General features: G+C 40.8%; 14 protein-coding genes and 1 tRNA gene. 6 read left to right on the top strand and 9 right to left on the bottom strand.

Translation table 11 applies throughout. The features are described from left to right. Position 1 precedes the first annotated feature (1 nt). The 7 genes from F907_RS11585 to F907_RS11615 all read right to left on the bottom strand — a co-directional run bounded on the left by F907_RS11585 (position 2) and on the right by F907_RS11615 (position 7,332). Complete coding sequence (locus tag F907_RS11585; protein WP_032861997.1) at positions 2 to 2,125, bottom strand: type I secretion system permease/ATPase; 2,124 nt, start codon at positions 2,123 to 2,125, stop codon at positions 2 to 4. Further along, positions 2,125 to 3,663 carry a TolC family protein gene (locus tag F907_RS11590; RefSeq protein WP_016651813.1) on the bottom strand — a complete coding sequence of 513 codons (1,539 nt, stop codon included), beginning with the start codon at positions 3,661 to 3,663 and terminating at the stop codon, positions 2,125 to 2,127. Before F907_RS11590 ends, F907_RS11585 begins: the two co-directional genes overlap by 1 nt. 282 nt (positions 3,664 to 3,945) lie before the next feature. Then, positions 3,946 to 4,692: an LPS export ABC transporter ATP-binding protein gene (gene lptB, locus F907_RS11595; RefSeq protein WP_005243178.1), complete on the bottom strand. Its 747-nt coding sequence runs from the start codon at positions 4,690 to 4,692 to the stop codon at positions 3,946 to 3,948. Continuing rightward, the gene (gene lptA / locus F907_RS11600) at positions 4,692 to 5,240 is read right to left on the bottom strand and encodes a lipopolysaccharide transport periplasmic protein LptA (protein WP_005243179.1); all 549 of its coding nucleotides are present in this window, start codon (positions 5,238 to 5,240) and stop codon (positions 4,692 to 4,694) included. The genes lptB and lptA overlap by 1 nt, the downstream gene beginning before the upstream one ends. Beyond that, entirely contained in the window at positions 5,224 to 5,772 is a 549-nt protein-coding gene (lptC, locus tag F907_RS11605) for an LPS export ABC transporter periplasmic protein LptC (RefSeq protein ID WP_016651812.1), read from the bottom strand. Before lptC ends, lptA begins: the two co-directional genes overlap by 17 nt. 39 nt (positions 5,773 to 5,811) lie before the next feature. Continuing rightward, positions 5,812 to 6,351 carry a KdsC family phosphatase gene (locus tag F907_RS11610; protein WP_005272095.1) on the bottom strand — a complete coding sequence of 180 codons (540 nt, stop codon included), beginning with the start codon at positions 6,349 to 6,351 and terminating at the stop codon, positions 5,812 to 5,814. A 3-nt stretch (positions 6,352 to 6,354) separates the two neighbouring features. Next, on the bottom strand, positions 6,355 to 7,332 hold the full coding sequence (locus F907_RS11615) for a KpsF/GutQ family sugar-phosphate isomerase (protein ID WP_016651811.1): 978 nt from the start codon (positions 7,330 to 7,332) through the stop codon (positions 6,355 to 6,357). Between the two features lie 376 nt (positions 7,333 to 7,708). Here F907_RS11615 and F907_RS11620 point away from each other — a divergent pair, with 376 nt between their 5' ends. The 5 genes from F907_RS11620 (at position 7,709) to F907_RS11635 (ending at position 11,634) form a co-directional block, all read left to right on the top strand. Beyond that, positions 7,709 to 9,115: a purine-cytosine permease family protein gene (locus tag F907_RS11620; RefSeq protein WP_016651810.1), complete on the top strand. Its 1,407-nt coding sequence runs from the start codon at positions 7,709 to 7,711 to the stop codon at positions 9,113 to 9,115. A 106-nt stretch (positions 9,116 to 9,221) separates the two neighbouring features. Then, the gene (cysS, locus tag F907_RS11625) at positions 9,222 to 10,643 is read left to right on the top strand and encodes a cysteine--tRNA ligase (RefSeq protein WP_016651809.1); all 1,422 of its coding nucleotides are present in this window, start codon (positions 9,222 to 9,224) and stop codon (positions 10,641 to 10,643) included. Between the two features lie 62 nt (positions 10,644 to 10,705). Beyond that, positions 10,706 to 10,781 (top strand) — tRNA-Gly (locus F907_RS11630). Between the two features lie 145 nt (positions 10,782 to 10,926). Next, positions 10,927 to 11,052: a type B 50S ribosomal protein L36 gene (gene ykgO, locus F907_RS18415; RefSeq protein ID WP_005231541.1), complete on the top strand. Its 126-nt coding sequence runs from the start codon at positions 10,927 to 10,929 to the stop codon at positions 11,050 to 11,052. A gap of 108 nt (positions 11,053 to 11,160) precedes the next feature. Beyond that, positions 11,161 to 11,634, top strand: coding sequence for a copper resistance protein NlpE (locus F907_RS11635; protein WP_005272102.1), 474 nt, complete (start codon positions 11,161 to 11,163; stop codon positions 11,632 to 11,634). A gap of 93 nt (positions 11,635 to 11,727) precedes the next feature. Here the strand turns inward: F907_RS11635 and tsf are convergent, their stop codons facing one another. Together tsf and rpsB are read right to left on the bottom strand one after the other, a co-directional pair. Further along, positions 11,728 to 12,603, bottom strand: a complete 876-nt coding sequence (gene tsf, locus F907_RS11640; RefSeq protein ID WP_004652724.1) for a translation elongation factor Ts — start codon at positions 12,601 to 12,603, stop codon at positions 11,728 to 11,730. Positions 12,604 to 12,741: 138 nt separating this feature from the next. Then, complete coding sequence (rpsB, locus tag F907_RS11645; RefSeq protein ID WP_004652723.1) at positions 12,742 to 13,494, bottom strand: 30S ribosomal protein S2; 753 nt, start codon at positions 13,492 to 13,494, stop codon at positions 12,742 to 12,744. A gap of 235 nt (positions 13,495 to 13,729) precedes the next feature. Here rpsB and map point away from each other — a divergent pair, with 235 nt between their 5' ends. Further along, positions 13,730 to 14,554: a type I methionyl aminopeptidase gene (gene map, locus F907_RS11650; protein WP_016651808.1), complete on the top strand. Its 825-nt coding sequence runs from the start codon at positions 13,730 to 13,732 to the stop codon at positions 14,552 to 14,554. Positions 14,555 to 14,725 lie beyond the last annotated feature (171 nt).

The following is a 14,725-nucleotide window of genomic DNA, read 5'->3' as shown; positions in this document are numbered from 1 at the left end:
ATTAAACTATTTTTTGTTTTATCGTTGATTGTTGTAAGACTTGATCTACTGGTCCATCCATGACGATCTTGCCCTCATTCATGACAATAATTCGGTCAACCAGTTCCAAAACAGCACGTCGATGCGTAGCAACGACCAAAGTTCGATAACCCAACCAATTTTTTAAATGATCAATTAATTGTTTTTCAGCGACATCATCAATTGCAGCTGTAGGCTCATCAAGCAATAAGATATTAGGCTGACGAATTAATAAGCGAGCCAATAACAAGGCTTGTCGTTGCCCCCCAGAAAAACCAACCCCACCTTCCAAGACCAAATGATCTAGTCCTTCTTTCTTTTCATGTACAAAGCTAAGTGCTCCAGTCACTTTGAGCACTTTTAGGATATCTTCATCTCGTGCTAGAGGTGCCCCAAGCGTCAGGTTCTCACGAATGGTGCCATAGAATAAATGTGCATTCTGATTGAGCAATCCCATATCACGACGAACATCTGCCGGATCAATCAGGCTAATATCTAGATCATCTAAATGTACTGAACCAGAGTTTGGAAATTGCATTGCAGATAGAATTTGTAGTAGCGTTGACTTACCCGCACCGTTACGCCCCAAGATTGCAATCCGCTCACCAGCTCGAATTTTAAGTTGTGGAATGACTAAACTTGGACGTGGATCTTCCTCAGTATATTGGAATACCACTTTGTTCAACTCATAATCACCATGCAGCACTTCTTTGTGTACTAAATGCGCTTGATCAGGTTGATCAACAGGTTTCTGCATCAATTCATCGAGACTCTTTTTCGCTACTTTTGCCTGTTGTAAACGGCCTAAAATCCCAGTAATTTGTGAAATCGGTGCGAGCATACGAGAAGATAAAATCGAACATGCCACTAATGCACCCGTCGTCATATCGCCTTTCATTACAGCAAAACAACCCACCAGAATTACCGCAGCATAAGTCAATCCTTGAATTTTCTGTGTCCAGGCCGTGAGTACACCAACAATCTTACGTTGCTGCATACTGATATCCGCAGAGACTTCATTCATGTGGTTCCATTGATTTTGAAACCGAGATTCCGCACGTAATAGCTTAATATCCTCGATGCCTTGAACGGCTTCTACCAAGATCGCATTACGGATAGACGACTCTCTCATCCCTTCTTGAGCAAGTTCCCCCAGTTTCTTTTGCGCCAAGATTGCAGGTAAAATCATTAAAGGCACCACCAAGAGCATGACCCAAAATAAATCACCACCAATAATTGCGAAGATCACCAAGAATAAGAAGAAGAATGGCAAATCTGCCAGAGCGCCCATCGTGGTAGATGTGACGAGATCCCGTACTCCTTCCAGCTCACGAATTTGAGAAATAAAAGTTCCGGTTGACTTAGAGCGTTCACTATTTTTAATTCTTAAGGCGTGACCAAAGACACGGGCTGAAATGCGTAAATCAGCACGCTTACCAATAATGTCAGAAATATAAACCCGAGAAAGCCTTAACGTAAACTCGAAAATAGCAGCGATCAGCACCCCAGCTGCAAGCACCCAAAGCGTTGGAATCGACTGTGATGGTACGACCCGATCATAAACCTGCATGGAAAAAATAATCGTTGCCAAAGCTAAAATGTTAGCAATCATCGAAGCTAACATAATGTCGATATAACGCTTCCAGTCTTGTAATACGATAGACCAGAACCAGCTTTGCTCATAAGGTTTAATGTATTCATCGATACGCGCGTCAGGCACCGATTGTTCTGGTCTCAGTACATAAACATTCTTTATGATATGTTTCAGTGCGCCAACGGCAAATTTCTGCGACAGACCTTGATCGCCACTCAGTTGAACACTGACATGCCCTGAGCCATCAGCTTTATCAATCACCCCCACTTGCCCATCTGCAAGCTCTACAAGTATAGGCAATCTCCAAGGATTAATGACATCATCACTAAATGCAATCCTTCTTACATTCATCCCCACCTGTCGACTAATCAAAATAAGGACTTCGTCTAAATTTTGATTTTGATTCCAGTCAAGTTGTAAGCGAATCCGCTCCTCAGAGGGTTCAATCCGATAATGTTTTGCAATCGTCAGTATGGCTTGTAACCAAGGCTGATAATTTATTTTTGTAGTGATCATGGTTGTACCTCAAATCCTTGGATTTTTATATTATTGAGGTCATAGGCTTGACGAGAACGTCCTGTCGCAGCAATGTATTGTGCAATACTGCTGTAGATATCATAACGTGCTGTTTCCGCCTCTGAGTCCGCACTATGAATCGCTTGCTCTGCATTGAGCAAATCCACCAAAGTACGAGTTCCCAATTTATATTGTTCTTGGTAAAGTTCTCTTGTTCGTATTGTTGTCGCTTGTTGCCCCGCCAAAACCTGCATTTGGCGTTGTTTATTTTCGATTTGTTCCCTGCTGGTCCGGATTTGATCCAGCACTTTTAAATACACGGCATTAACCTGTGCTTTTGCTGCCTCTTCAGCAAAACTGGCAGCCCGGGTTCTTGAAGATGTCGCCCCACCTTGGTAGAACTGACTGGTCGCTTCAAACATAATGGCACTATCAAACCCACCCTCTTTTTCGTTATTGGGGTTACGACCGTACAAAGCTTGACTCAGTTCTCCTTTTACAGATAGTGTCGGATAATTACTGACCTGTGTTTGTAATTTTTGATTACGTGCAACTTCAATTCCTGCCTGTGCGGCAATCATCTGAGGAATGGTATTGAATTGCGGTGCTGCATATAAATCAGACTGTTTAACAAAATCATCTGGAATGACCCATTGTATACTTTGTGTATCAAAACCCAATAAGGTATATAAATGCTGTTGATACTGACTCAGTAAAGACTGCTGGGCGATCATTGCAGATTGTGCCGACTGCAAATACGATTGTGCTTGTATCGGGTCAGCCTGACTACTAATTCCCGCATTTGCACGTAGATTTGCAATTTCCTGAATACGTCTTATCCCAGCAATCTGCTGATTGGCAATCTGTATAAGCTTCTGATAGCGCTGAATATTAATAACTGTTTGTGCAACATCTAATGAAATATCATCAATTTTAACCAAGACATTGGCTTGCCCAACAACGACTTTTGCTTTTTCAACATCGACTCCAGACTTCACTTTGCCAAAGTCATAGAGCATTTGCGTCGCGCTCAAAGTAAGTAATTGCTGTCCTCGGGTACTTTTCTTACCCAGATCCCCAGTGCTTACTCCACCACCCACTTGTGGATAGTAACCTGATTTGGCAACATCAATATTGGCATTTTGAGAAGCTAGTGCTGAAATCCCTTGAGAAATCTCTGGGTTCCGCTGTACTGCAACCTGTACAGCATCTTTTAATATTTTACGTTGATTCTGCCAAAAAGCCGTCGAAATCGTTTCTTGTGGACGCCCAGAACCAACCACGGGTAAATCACTACCTAATGAAGAGTCCACAGAGAAATTACTTAATTTCTGCATCTGTGCAACTTTAAACTCATCGCTGCTTTGCGGAACAAACAGTTTCGTTAGATTGTTCTTTAAAGTGTGATATTGCTCACTTGGCGGTGTTGCATGTGTCATTGGCACAGATAAGGTTGCTACATAAAGTAACCACTTGAAATCTATACTTTTTATCCACAATCCATTATTCACTTTTATATCTTTTTGCAAGTTCATATTTTTTTCGTATTGTTATCATTTCAGCATTTTCATTTTAATCATTTTTTTATAAAAAACACTATGTTCCGCACATAATTTCATCTATTGATATGTTTATATTTTTGTAAAACAGTTCACACTTTCATAGAATATAAAAATCATATAAGCGCCATAAAATAAATATTTATCAAAAACTTAATTCAAAAATTCCTGATCGGTGAACAATTTTTTTCTTCCTTAATTTCGATTCGACCATAAAAAAAGAACCCTTAGGTTCTTTAAAGCTTCGACTAGCACGTCTTAAACGACAAAATCGTCACCTAAATATACTTTACGCACTTGTTCATTGTCTAAAATTTCTTGAGGAGTACCCTCTGCAATGACAGAACCTTCACTCACGATATATGCCTTCTCGCAAATCGCCAAAGTTTCACGAACATTGTGGTCTGTAATCAGCACCCCAATACCGCGATCTTTAAGCGTTTGGATAATGTCTTTAATATCTCCAACAGAGATTGGATCAACGCCAGCGAAAGGTTCGTCCAAAAGCATAAACTTAGGATCCGCAGCCAAGGCACGTGCAATTTCAGCACGGCGACGTTCACCACCAGAAACACTCATTCCCAATGAATCTTTAATGTGATTGATTTTAAAATCGCTCAATAATTCATTAAGGCGTTGCTGACGCTGTTGTTTATTTAAGTCTTTGCGGGTTTCCAAAATTGCCATGATATTTTCAGCAATTGTGAGCTTTCTAAAGATTGAAGCTTCCTGTGGTAAATAGCCAATCCCTTTACGTGCACGCTCATGCATTGCAAGATCTGATAAATCAAGATTATCTAGATGGATCTCCCCCTTGTCCATACGAACAAGCCCGACCACCATATAGAAACTCGTGGTTTTACCTGCACCATTCGGCCCAAGCAAGCCCACAATCTGTCCACTTTGCATTGTAAAAGACACATCTTTTACAACCCAACGTTTACTATAATTTTTAGCTAAGTGTTTAATACAAAGTGTTTGTGGTTGCTGTCCCGACTGTTCCATTAATCACGCGCCCCTGGGAAACTTTTTGAACTAGAAGGTGGAATAATAATTTGTACCCGATTGGTCGAAGAACCTTGAGCCTCAACGTCGCCTTTGTTCATACTATATTTTAAGCTATTACCACGAATACTCGAGCCATCCTGATACAGATAGGCCTTACCCGTTAAGGTAATGATCCCTGTATCTGCATTATAGACAATCGTCTGTGCTTCACCACGCGCTAAACCTTTGTTGGTATCCATTTGCTGTTGAAATTTTGCAGGTTGCCCTTTAGCCGTGATAATTTGAATCTCTTTCTTGCTATTTAAATTTGCAACAAGAGAATCCGCCTGAAGCTTCATCGTCCCTTGCTCAATAACGACATTACCAGTATAGGTTGTTATACCCGTTTTATCGTTATAGGTGGCACGATCAGCAACCAAAGAAAGTTGTTGATTTCGATCTGATGGCAAAGCAAAGCTAGCTGCAGAAGAAAGTGCAACAAGAGCAGCACAAGTTGCTTGTTTAAGGAAAGCAGAACGAGATTTAGAATTAAGAGCTTGGCGCATACTTTCCTCGAATTTTATAAAATTCATATTGACCATTATTTAAATTAGCCTTTAAACCCTGACTCACGAACTCAGCGGATGGTGATTGAACCGTGACTTGATGTTGTGTTTCGAGTTCTCTTGTTTTTGGGTAACCTGTAAGTTCATCAGTGTGGAACTCCATTTTACCTTGATCAGACAATTTTGTTGCAACGACATCGCCCAGCAAGATGACTTTACTATTATCATCAAAGCCATTTGCTTGTTTGGCATAAAATGTTGCATCAGGTTTACCCTGTTTGTACATAACCGCATTCAGTTGATCAAGCTGAGAAGTTTTTGATTGCATATTCTGTTGTAGCTGTTTAACCTCAGCCCGAATATACAGATTCCCCTTTTCATCTGTTTGCGTTAAATGAACACCTTGTGCTGAATAAGTCATATTCTTGGCTGAATCAACATCCAGCTTTTTTGCTTTGCCACTATAATAGTAATAGCCACCGCTCACAGCAGCGACCACAACCGCGACAACATATAAAACTTTGGTATCCATAAACAGGGTTACCTAACCTTTGAGCAAATCAACACTATATTAATGTGGTACGGCAAGATATTTTTCAAGCAGTTCTTGGTAAACACCTTTTGCCATCAACAACATATCGCACACTTCACGCACAGCGCCACGACCACCCATCGCCTGAGTTACCAGATTAGCGCGACGGCGTACTTCCTCATGCCCATTTGGCACAGTGACTTTCATCCCTGCAATCGCGAATGCAGACAAATCAGGCCAGTCATCCCCCATATAGATACAATCTTCGGGCAAGAGTCCTAATTGAGCACAAGCTTCACGCAATGCAGTGCCTTTATCTTCACGGCCCTGAAAAACCAAATCGACGCCCAGATCTGACATCCGTTTTTCAACGATGTTGCTTTTACGCCCAGTGATGATAATCACCTTCATACCCGCTTTCTGGACAAGCTTCATGCCCAAGCCATCACGGATATCAAATGATTTAATTTCATCGCCGGAATTGGTTAGTGTGACAAAACCATCACTTAAAATTCCATCCACATCAAGTACAAGTGCTTGTAAATGACGCGCTTGTTCTTGTAAAGCATAAGATGCCATAGCTTAATTTACTCCAGCCTGAATAAGGTCATGCATACCAATCACACCAATGACCTTGTTAGCATCATCAACAACCACAAATTGATTCACTTTTTTCTCATGCATTTTTTCCAATGCTTTTACTGCACGAGCCTCTTGAGAAATCGTCAGTGGATTTTTAGTCATTACAGCCGAAATAGGCAAGTTCACATCAAAACCTTGTTGTTGGTCAATCATGCGACGTAAATCACCATCAGTAAAAATACCTAATAATGTATCATTTTCATCAACAATCGTGGTTAAACCCAAACGCTTATCTGAAATTTCATACAACACCTTATTCATCGGTGTATCAGGGCGAACTTTGGGTAACTCAATCCCTGTATGCATCAAATTTTTCACATGCAAAAGCAAGCGTTTACCTAATGCACCAGCAGGATGCGAACGTGCAAAATCATCGGCAGTGAAACCGCGTGCTTCCAATAATGCAACCGCTAAAGCATCACCTAAAACCAGTGTTGCAGTAGTACTTGAAGTTGGCGCCAAGCCTAAAGGACATGCCTCATCAGCCTCACCCAAGGTCAATGCCACATCAGCCGTTTGCGGCATTGGGCCTTTATCATCACGACTAATCGTAATTAGAGGCACCTCTAAATGCTTGATGAGAGGCATCAACATCATAATTTCATCACTCTTGCCTGAGTTAGAAATTGCGATGAGTACATCTCCCCGTACCAACATACCTAGATCGCCATGACCGGCTTCACCAGGATGCATAAAGAAAGATGGTGTTCCCGTCGATGCAAAGGTAGCCGCCATTTTACGACCAATATGACCAGACTTGCCCATGCCTGTAATGACGACACGTCCCTTGCATTGCAAAAGGATTTCACATGCAACATCAAAACGCTCATCGATTTGTGCAGCAAGAACTTCAATTGCTTGTTGTTCGACACGCAAAGTTTCTAATGCGCTTTTTTGGAAATCTATGGCTTGTGACATATGAGATTGACTCAAAATAATACTCTATCCACCCATCGGGTAGACGATTTTAATCAGAAGAATGATGCAGATTCTAACATATCTGCAAATCTTACACGTTTCTAAATGTATAAGTTTTCATGAAAAATGGAGAGATGAAGCATGAAACAAGACTCATTATATACGAGCTAAATGCCAATCTTTTTAACAGCCATATATTTGGTGCATTCACATTCACCTATAAGCGCTTATTCATTCCACGCTTTGTACAAAAGACTTGCTTATTATTAATCCAAATTGTATATACATATACATGTTAGCTTATACATGAATATACTTAAGCAACAAATCATGTATTTGTGAATAACGATAAGTACTTCAAGGATACGGAGTGAAAATGAGCTCATTGGATGAGAAAGAAAAACATCAATTTATTGAAAGCCGCAGTATCGATTTCATTCCAGAACATGAAAGGCATGGCAGTATATTTGGTCAATTTACATTGTGGTTTGGTGCCAACTTACAAATTACTGCAATCGTCACAGGTGCTTTAGCAGTTGTACTTGGTGGTGATATATTTTGGTCAGTTATTGGATTATTGATTGGACAATGCTTCGGTGCCATCGTCATGGCCTTGCATGCCGCACAAGGCCCTAAACTGGGTCTTCCCCAAATGATTTCCAGCCGCGTCCAGTTCGGTGTTTATGGGGCCTGTATTCCAATCTTCTTAGTTTGTTTAATGTACATCGGGTTTACCGCCACAGGTGAGGTTTTGGCGGGTAAAGCCATCGCACAATTGATCAATGTAAGCAGCACAACAGGAATTTTAATTTACGCAGCTTTTATTGTGATCTTTGCAACCATTGGTTATCGTCTAATCCACTGGGTCGGAAAAGTTGCCAGTGTCATTGGCATCATTGCCTTTGTGATTATTTTAAGCCAAATTTTGACTCATTCAAATTTTGCAGCGTTAATTGCCGTTCAAAAATTTAGCTGGCCATCCTTTTTATTAGCGATCTCACTGTCAGCTTCTTGGCAAATTTCATTTGGTCCTTATGTTGCCGATTATTCCCGATATTTACCCTCAAACACATCTTCCACACGTGTCTTCTTGGCAGTCGGTTTAGGCTCTTTACTCAGTTCCCAAATCTCGATGACTTTAGGCGTATTCATTGCACAGATTGCTCAAGGCGGATTTGTCGGAAATGAAGTGCAATATGTCGTCGGCATGAATACGGCTGCACTTATTATTACCTTTTTATATTTCAGTATTGCCTTTGGCAAAGTCACCCTGTCAACGCTGAATGCTTATGGGTGTTTTATGTGCATTGCAACGATTTGGAATAGTTTCAAACCACATTCTCAAATTTCAAAAATGACGCGTTTATCTATCGTGCTTGCGATGGTTGCCATTTCTACAATCATCGCAATTCTCGGTGAACATACTTTTTTAAATACCTTCAAGGCATTTATTCTGTTCTTGCTCACCTTTTTTATTCCTTGGAGCGCCATCAACCTCGTGGACTACTATTTCATTTCTAAAGAAGAATGTGATGTTGCCGCGTTATACGATCCAGATGGAAAATATGGTCGTTGGAACCGCATTGGTATTGGTTGTTATGCCATGGGAGTCCTGCTACAACTCCCCTTTATTCACAGTAAAGTTTACACGGGTGCAATCGCGACCATGCTAGGTGGAGTCGATATCTCCTGGTTAGTCGGCATCTTGGCAACGGCTATCATTTATTATTATTTTGCAAAAAAGGCACAAATTCGAGCACCGCGCCCTATCAGCGATGAATAAAGAAATATTGCAAACGAAAGCCATCTTTTTTCTACTGATAACTTTATGAAATATGGTGCATACGTTATGATGAATAACGATTTTTGTAGAGTGTTTGAAAACCCTTATGCAACCTTTTGTTCTATATAACTCTGAGCAACGTAAAAAAGTTGAATTTGTCCCACGTAAAGAAGGTCAAATCGATATGTATGTCTGTGGCATGACAGTCTATGACTACTGTCATATCGGACACGCTCGGGTTATGGTTGCATTCGACTACATCATTCGCTTCTTGCGCAGCCAAGGCTGGAAAGTTCGTTATATCCGCAATATTACCGATATTGACGACAAAATCATTGCACGTGCCAATGAAAATGGTGAAAGCATCCAACAACTCACAGCTCGTTTTATTCAAGCCATGAATGAAGATGCAGCAAATTTAGGTTGTGCTGAACCTGATGAAGCACCGAAAGCCACCGAATATATTGATCAAATGCAAAATATGATCGGTACATTGGTTGATAAAGGGGCTGCATACCCTGCTGCCAATGGCGATGTTTATTTTGAAGTCAGCAAGTTCAATAACTATGGCCGTCTGTCAGGTCGTAAATTGGATGATATGCAAGCAGGTGCATCTGAACGTGTCGATGTTGAAGTTGAAAAGAAGCATCCTTTTGACTTTGTGCTCTGGAAACACGCCAAAGAAAATGAACCAGCTTGGGCTTCACCTTGGGGTAACGGTCGTCCAGGTTGGCATATCGAATGTTCAGCAATGTCAACTTGCTGCCTCGGCAACCACTTTGATATTCATGGTGGTGGTTCAGACCTGATGTTCCCGCATCATGAAAATGAAATCGCACAAAGTGAAGCATCAACGGGCGAACAATATGTAAACTACTGGATGCATGTTGGCTTCATCAATGTAGATGGTGAGAAAATGTCTAAGTCTTTAGGCAACTTCTTTACCATTCGCGATGTGATGGAGAAATTCCACCCTGAAGTGATTCGCTACTTCATTGTGTCATCGCACTACCGTAGCCCAGTTAACTTCTCTGATGTGGCCTTAAAAGAAGCAAAAACAGCACTCAGCCGTTTCTATCACTCATTTAAAGCCTATCAACAGGTGTATGGTCAAAAAACGGTTGAGACGCTAGAACAGGGCTTTGTCGAACGCTTCAACAATGCCATGTGTGATGACTTTAATACTGCTGAAGCAATGGCGGTACTATTTGAACTGAATAAAGAACTAAATCGTGCAGTGAAAGAAGAGCAAGCCGAACAAGCGACAATGCTTTACTCTACCCTACGCCACTTAACCAATATTCTTGGTTTAGTTCAACATGATGTGGATGAATTCCTTAAGTCAGATATCGGTCAAGAAGCACTTACCCTGTCTGATACTGAAATTGAAAACTTCATTCAGCAACGAGTCGATGCAAAAAAAGCCAAAGACTTTGCCAAAGCCGATGGTATTCGCCAGTCTTTATTGGATCAAGGTGTAGTTTTGGAGGATACCCGTCAAGGTACAATTTGGCGACGTGCTGATTAATTCAACACTTAGCATTATAAAGAGTTGACACTTGAATGAAACTCTCTATAATGCGTCCTATTGCGGGAATAGCTCAGTTGGTAGAGCATAACCTTGCCAAGGTTGGGGTCGGGAGTTCGAGTCTCCTTTCCCGCTCCAGATTCAAAAAAACCCTCATCGAAAGATGAGGGTTTTTTATTTGCCATACTTATCTCATCACCCCTATTCTTCAAACAATAAGACAAACTTTACAGCACAAATCAAATGTAATACTATAACATTTCACTCAAGCTTAGGAACCAAAATGAAAGTATGCTCATCCCTTAAAAGCGCAAAGCGTCGTAGTGCTGATTGCCAGATTGTAAAACGTCGCGGCAAGCTATTTGTTATCTGCAAATCCAATCCTCGCTTCAAAGCAAGACAAGGCTAACCTGTCTTGCTTTACCAAAGGTTAAATAACCCTTACATTCCCTTACTACCATTTCTTTTTAAAATCTAATAACTTGGATATTAATGTTTTCACAAGGTCATATCTAAGATGAAAAAATCAATTATTGCCATTTCTTTAGCTTCTATTTTTTTAGTAGCATGTAATAAAGCAGAAACCCCTAAAACTGATGAACAAACCCCACCCGCAACAAGCACCGAAAGCAGCGCTGAAGTTGTGGATAGCGCACATACCGCAGAAAACTCATTAGACTGGAATGGCACATATAAAGGCGTTCTTCCTTGTGCAGATTGCGAAGGTATTGAAACCCAACTTGAACTCAACCAAGATAAAACATTTGAGTTAAAAGAGACTTATCTTGGTAAAGGTGATGGAAAAGCATTTGAAAGCAAAGGTAAGTTTACTTTTGACAGCAAAAACACCTCTGTTATTGAGCTCGATAAAGCGGGTGATGGCCGCAAATACTTTGTTGCTGAAGGCTACTTGAAAGCCCTTGATACAGAAGGCAAAGAAATTACTGGCGAACTGGCTGAGAAATACGAGCTACAGAAAGAAGACCAATAAGCCCATCTATAAAAAACCCACTCTTCTTGCTGGGCTTTTTAACAGGCAATAAAAAACCCAGTCATAAAGACTGGGTTTTTTAGAAGATACGAATTACTTCGCAGCAGCTTGAGCAGCAGCAACTTCTTCTGCAAAGCTCATTTCAGCTTTCTTCTCAATACCTTCACCCACTTCGAAACGAACGAATTGAGCTACAACAGTACCAGTCGCTTTTAATACATCAGCAACTTTCTTGTCATTGTCGATTACATACATTTGACGATCAAGAGCAACTTCGTTCAAGTATTTTTCAACTGAACCAGTTACCATTTTCTCAACGATGTTCGCAGGCTTACCAGATTCTAACGCTTTCGCTTCAGCAATTTCTTTCTCTTTAGCGATCAAGTCAGCTGGAACAGCTTCAGCATTTACAGCAACTGGGTTGAACGCAGCAACGTGCATTGCAATACCTTTACCAGTGTCAGCATCACCTGTGTAAGAAACAACAACACCGATTTTTAAACCGTGTTTGTAAACAGCCAAATTTTCGCCTTCAACGATTTGAGCACGACGAACTTGAATGTTTTCACCGATTTTTTGAACCAATGCAACACGAGCTTCTTCTACAGTTGCACCGTCTTCAAGCTTAAGTTCAGCAATTTTCGCAGCATCAGTTTCGTTTGCAGCAAGTGCAGCAGCAGCAACTTTATCAGAGAAGTTTTTGAAGTTTTCGTCTTTAGCAACGAAGTCAGTTTGACAGTTAACTTCAACAAGAATTGCTTTGTTACCGTTTTGAATAATAGTGATCGCACCATCAGCAGCAATGTTGCCCGCTTTTTTAGCAGCTTTTGCTTGACCTGATTTACGAAGGTTATCAATCGCAAGTTCGATGTCACCGCCTGCTTCTGTTAATGCTTTTTTGCATTCCATCATTGCAAGACCAGTACGGTCACGTAATTCTTTTACCATGCTCGCAGTAACTGCAGTCATGTTGATCTCCTAAAATCGGTAGAAAATAAATCTGTTCAACAAAAACGGCCCAAAGAATCTCTGGGCCGTTTGCAATCTCGACGCTTTAATTTGCCACCATTACATGTCGCAAAAATGACAAGCTTGCGTCAAAACGCATTAAGCCTCAGAAGCGTCTTTAGCAGCGTCGTCGCCTTTAGCTTGTGCATTTGCTTGTGATTGAGCATATTCTTTACCAGCAAGAATCGCATCAGCCATAGCAGAAGCATATAAAGTTACTGCACGGATCGCATCGTCGTTACCCGGAATAACGTAATCAACGTTGTCTGGGTTAGAGTTTGTATCAACGATACCGATTACAGGAATACCTAAGTTTTTCGCTTCTTTGATTGCAATCGCTTCGTGATCAACGTCGATTACAAATAATGCGTCAGGTAAACCACCCATGTTCTTAACGCCGCCTAAAGCACGTTCAAGTTTTTCCATCTCACGAGTACGCTCTAAAGCTTCACGTTTAGTAAGCTTAGCAAAAGTACCGTCTTGAGATTGAGTTTGAAGATCTTTTAAACGGTTGATAGATTGGCGAAGTGTTTTCCAGTTCGTCAACATACCACCTAACCAACGGTGATCTACATATGGTTGACCAGCGCGTTGAGCTTGTTCACGGATGATGTTAGAAGCAGCTCGTTTTGTACCAACGAATAATACTTTGTTCTTTTTGCTCGCCAAGTTGTTAACGAAGTTCAAAGCATCATTTAACGCAGGAACAGTGTGCTCAAGGTTGATGATGTGAATTTTGTTACGCGCGCCAAAAATGTATTGACGCATTTTTGGGTTCCAGAAACGAGTTTGGTGACCAAAGTGTGCGCCTGCTTGAAGAAGGTCGCGCATGCTTACGTTGTAATCTGCCATTTTCTTTACCTTAAAGTTTGGGTTAGGCCTCCATATATCCGCATTCTCCACCTATTGCTAGGCACCCAGAGTAATGTGTCGATATATGTGCGGATTTTTTTTACGACTATTGTTATCAGATATCTTCGTAAAATCTTTTCATAAATAATAAAAGATAGTCACGAAAAGCATTTGATAAAATAGGCGGCTATTTATACCATAGACGCTTGCAAATTACCAAAAGTTTTTAGAGATCATGAATACAACTTATACGGCCCCACGTCGATTAATCAAAACACCTGAAGAAATTGAAAAGATGCGTGTTGCAGGGAAATTGGCGGCTGAAGTTCTAGACATGATTAAACCGCATATTAAAGCGGGTGTAAGCACACTAGAACTCGATACAATCTGTCGCAATCATATTGAAGATGTTCAACAAGCAATTCCTGCCTGCGTCGGCTATGGTGCTGCACCAGGCCGCCCTGCGTTCCAGCATTCTATTTGTACTTCGGTGAACCATGTGGTTTGTCACGGTATTCCTTCTGAAAATAAAATTTTAAAGAATGGCGATATTCTTAATATTGATGTGACCGTAATTAAAGATGGTTATCACGGCGATACCAATATGATGTATGTCATTGGTGGTGAAACTTCAATTTTAGCTAAACGCTTGTGCTCAGTGGCTCAGGAAGCGATGTATCGTGGCATGGCAACAGTAAAGGATGGTTCATACCTTGGTGATGTCGGTTATGCAATTCAGCAATATGTTGAATCTGAGCGCTTTAGTGTAGTACGTGAATATTGTGGTCACGGCATTGGCAATGTGTTCCATGATGAACCACAAGTTTTACATTATGGGCAAAAAGGTACAGGTATGCGCCTAGAGGCCGGCATGACCTTTACTATTGAACCAATGGTAAACGCAGGTGTTTGGCAGACTAAACTTTTAGGTGATAAGTGGACCGTCGTCACAAAAGATCACAAGTTATCTGCTCAATATGAACATACGATTTTAGTAACACAAACAGGCATCGAAGTACTTACTGCTCGCCCTGAAGAAGATCTATCACGCTTTATGTAATTCATAATCTTTGAATTATTCTAAAAAAGTCACTTCGGTGGCTTTTTTACGTCTTCATAATTCATTCATCAATTTATTTAAATCAAACAAAAAGATTCATAAGCATAACAATTATAAATCCTAACTAAACAAAGCCCAAATAAAAATCGCGTTAAGGTGGGCGCAAGAAAA

The sequence above is a fragment of the Acinetobacter colistiniresistens genome (assembly GCF_000413935.1).
GTDB classification, from domain to species: Bacteria; Pseudomonadota; Gammaproteobacteria; order Pseudomonadales; family Moraxellaceae; genus Acinetobacter; species Acinetobacter colistiniresistens.
This window is presented reverse-complemented; position numbering and strand designations above follow the sequence as displayed.

Bases quoted from the DNA above. Each gene is read 5' to 3' on its own strand.
- cysS (WP_016651809.1), top strand. From the start codon at position 9,222: ATGCAACCTTTTGTTCTATATAACTCTGAGCAACGTAAAAAAGTTGAA.
- F907_RS11635 (WP_005272102.1), top strand. From the start codon at position 11,161: ATGAAAAAATCAATTATTGCCATTTCTTTAGCTTCTATTTTTTTAGTA.
- F907_RS11620 (WP_016651810.1), top strand. From the start codon at position 7,709: ATGAGCTCATTGGATGAGAAAGAAAAACATCAATTTATTGAAAGCCGC.
- map (WP_016651808.1), top strand. From the start codon at position 13,730: ATGAATACAACTTATACGGCCCCACGTCGATTAATCAAAACACCTGAA.
- F907_RS11615 (WP_016651811.1), bottom strand. From the start codon at position 7,332: ATGTCACAAGCCATAGATTTCCAAAAAAGCGCATTAGAAACTTTGCGT.
- rpsB (WP_004652723.1), bottom strand. From the start codon at position 13,494: ATGGCAGATTACAACGTAAGCATGCGCGACCTTCTTCAAGCAGGCGCA.
- ykgO (WP_005231541.1), top strand. From the start codon at position 10,927: ATGAAAGTATGCTCATCCCTTAAAAGCGCAAAGCGTCGTAGTGCTGAT.
- F907_RS11610 (WP_005272095.1), bottom strand. From the start codon at position 6,351: ATGGCATCTTATGCTTTACAAGAACAAGCGCGTCATTTACAAGCACTT.
- lptB (WP_005243178.1), bottom strand. From the start codon at position 4,692: ATGGAACAGTCGGGACAGCAACCACAAACACTTTGTATTAAACACTTA.
- lptC (WP_016651812.1), bottom strand. From the start codon at position 5,772: ATGGATACCAAAGTTTTATATGTTGTCGCGGTTGTGGTCGCTGCTGTG.
- lptA (WP_005243179.1), bottom strand. From the start codon at position 5,240: ATGCGCCAAGCTCTTAATTCTAAATCTCGTTCTGCTTTCCTTAAACAA.
- F907_RS11590 (WP_016651813.1), bottom strand. From the start codon at position 3,663: ATGAACTTGCAAAAAGATATAAAAGTGAATAATGGATTGTGGATAAAA.
- tsf (WP_004652724.1), bottom strand. From the start codon at position 12,603: ATGACTGCAGTTACTGCGAGCATGGTAAAAGAATTACGTGACCGTACT.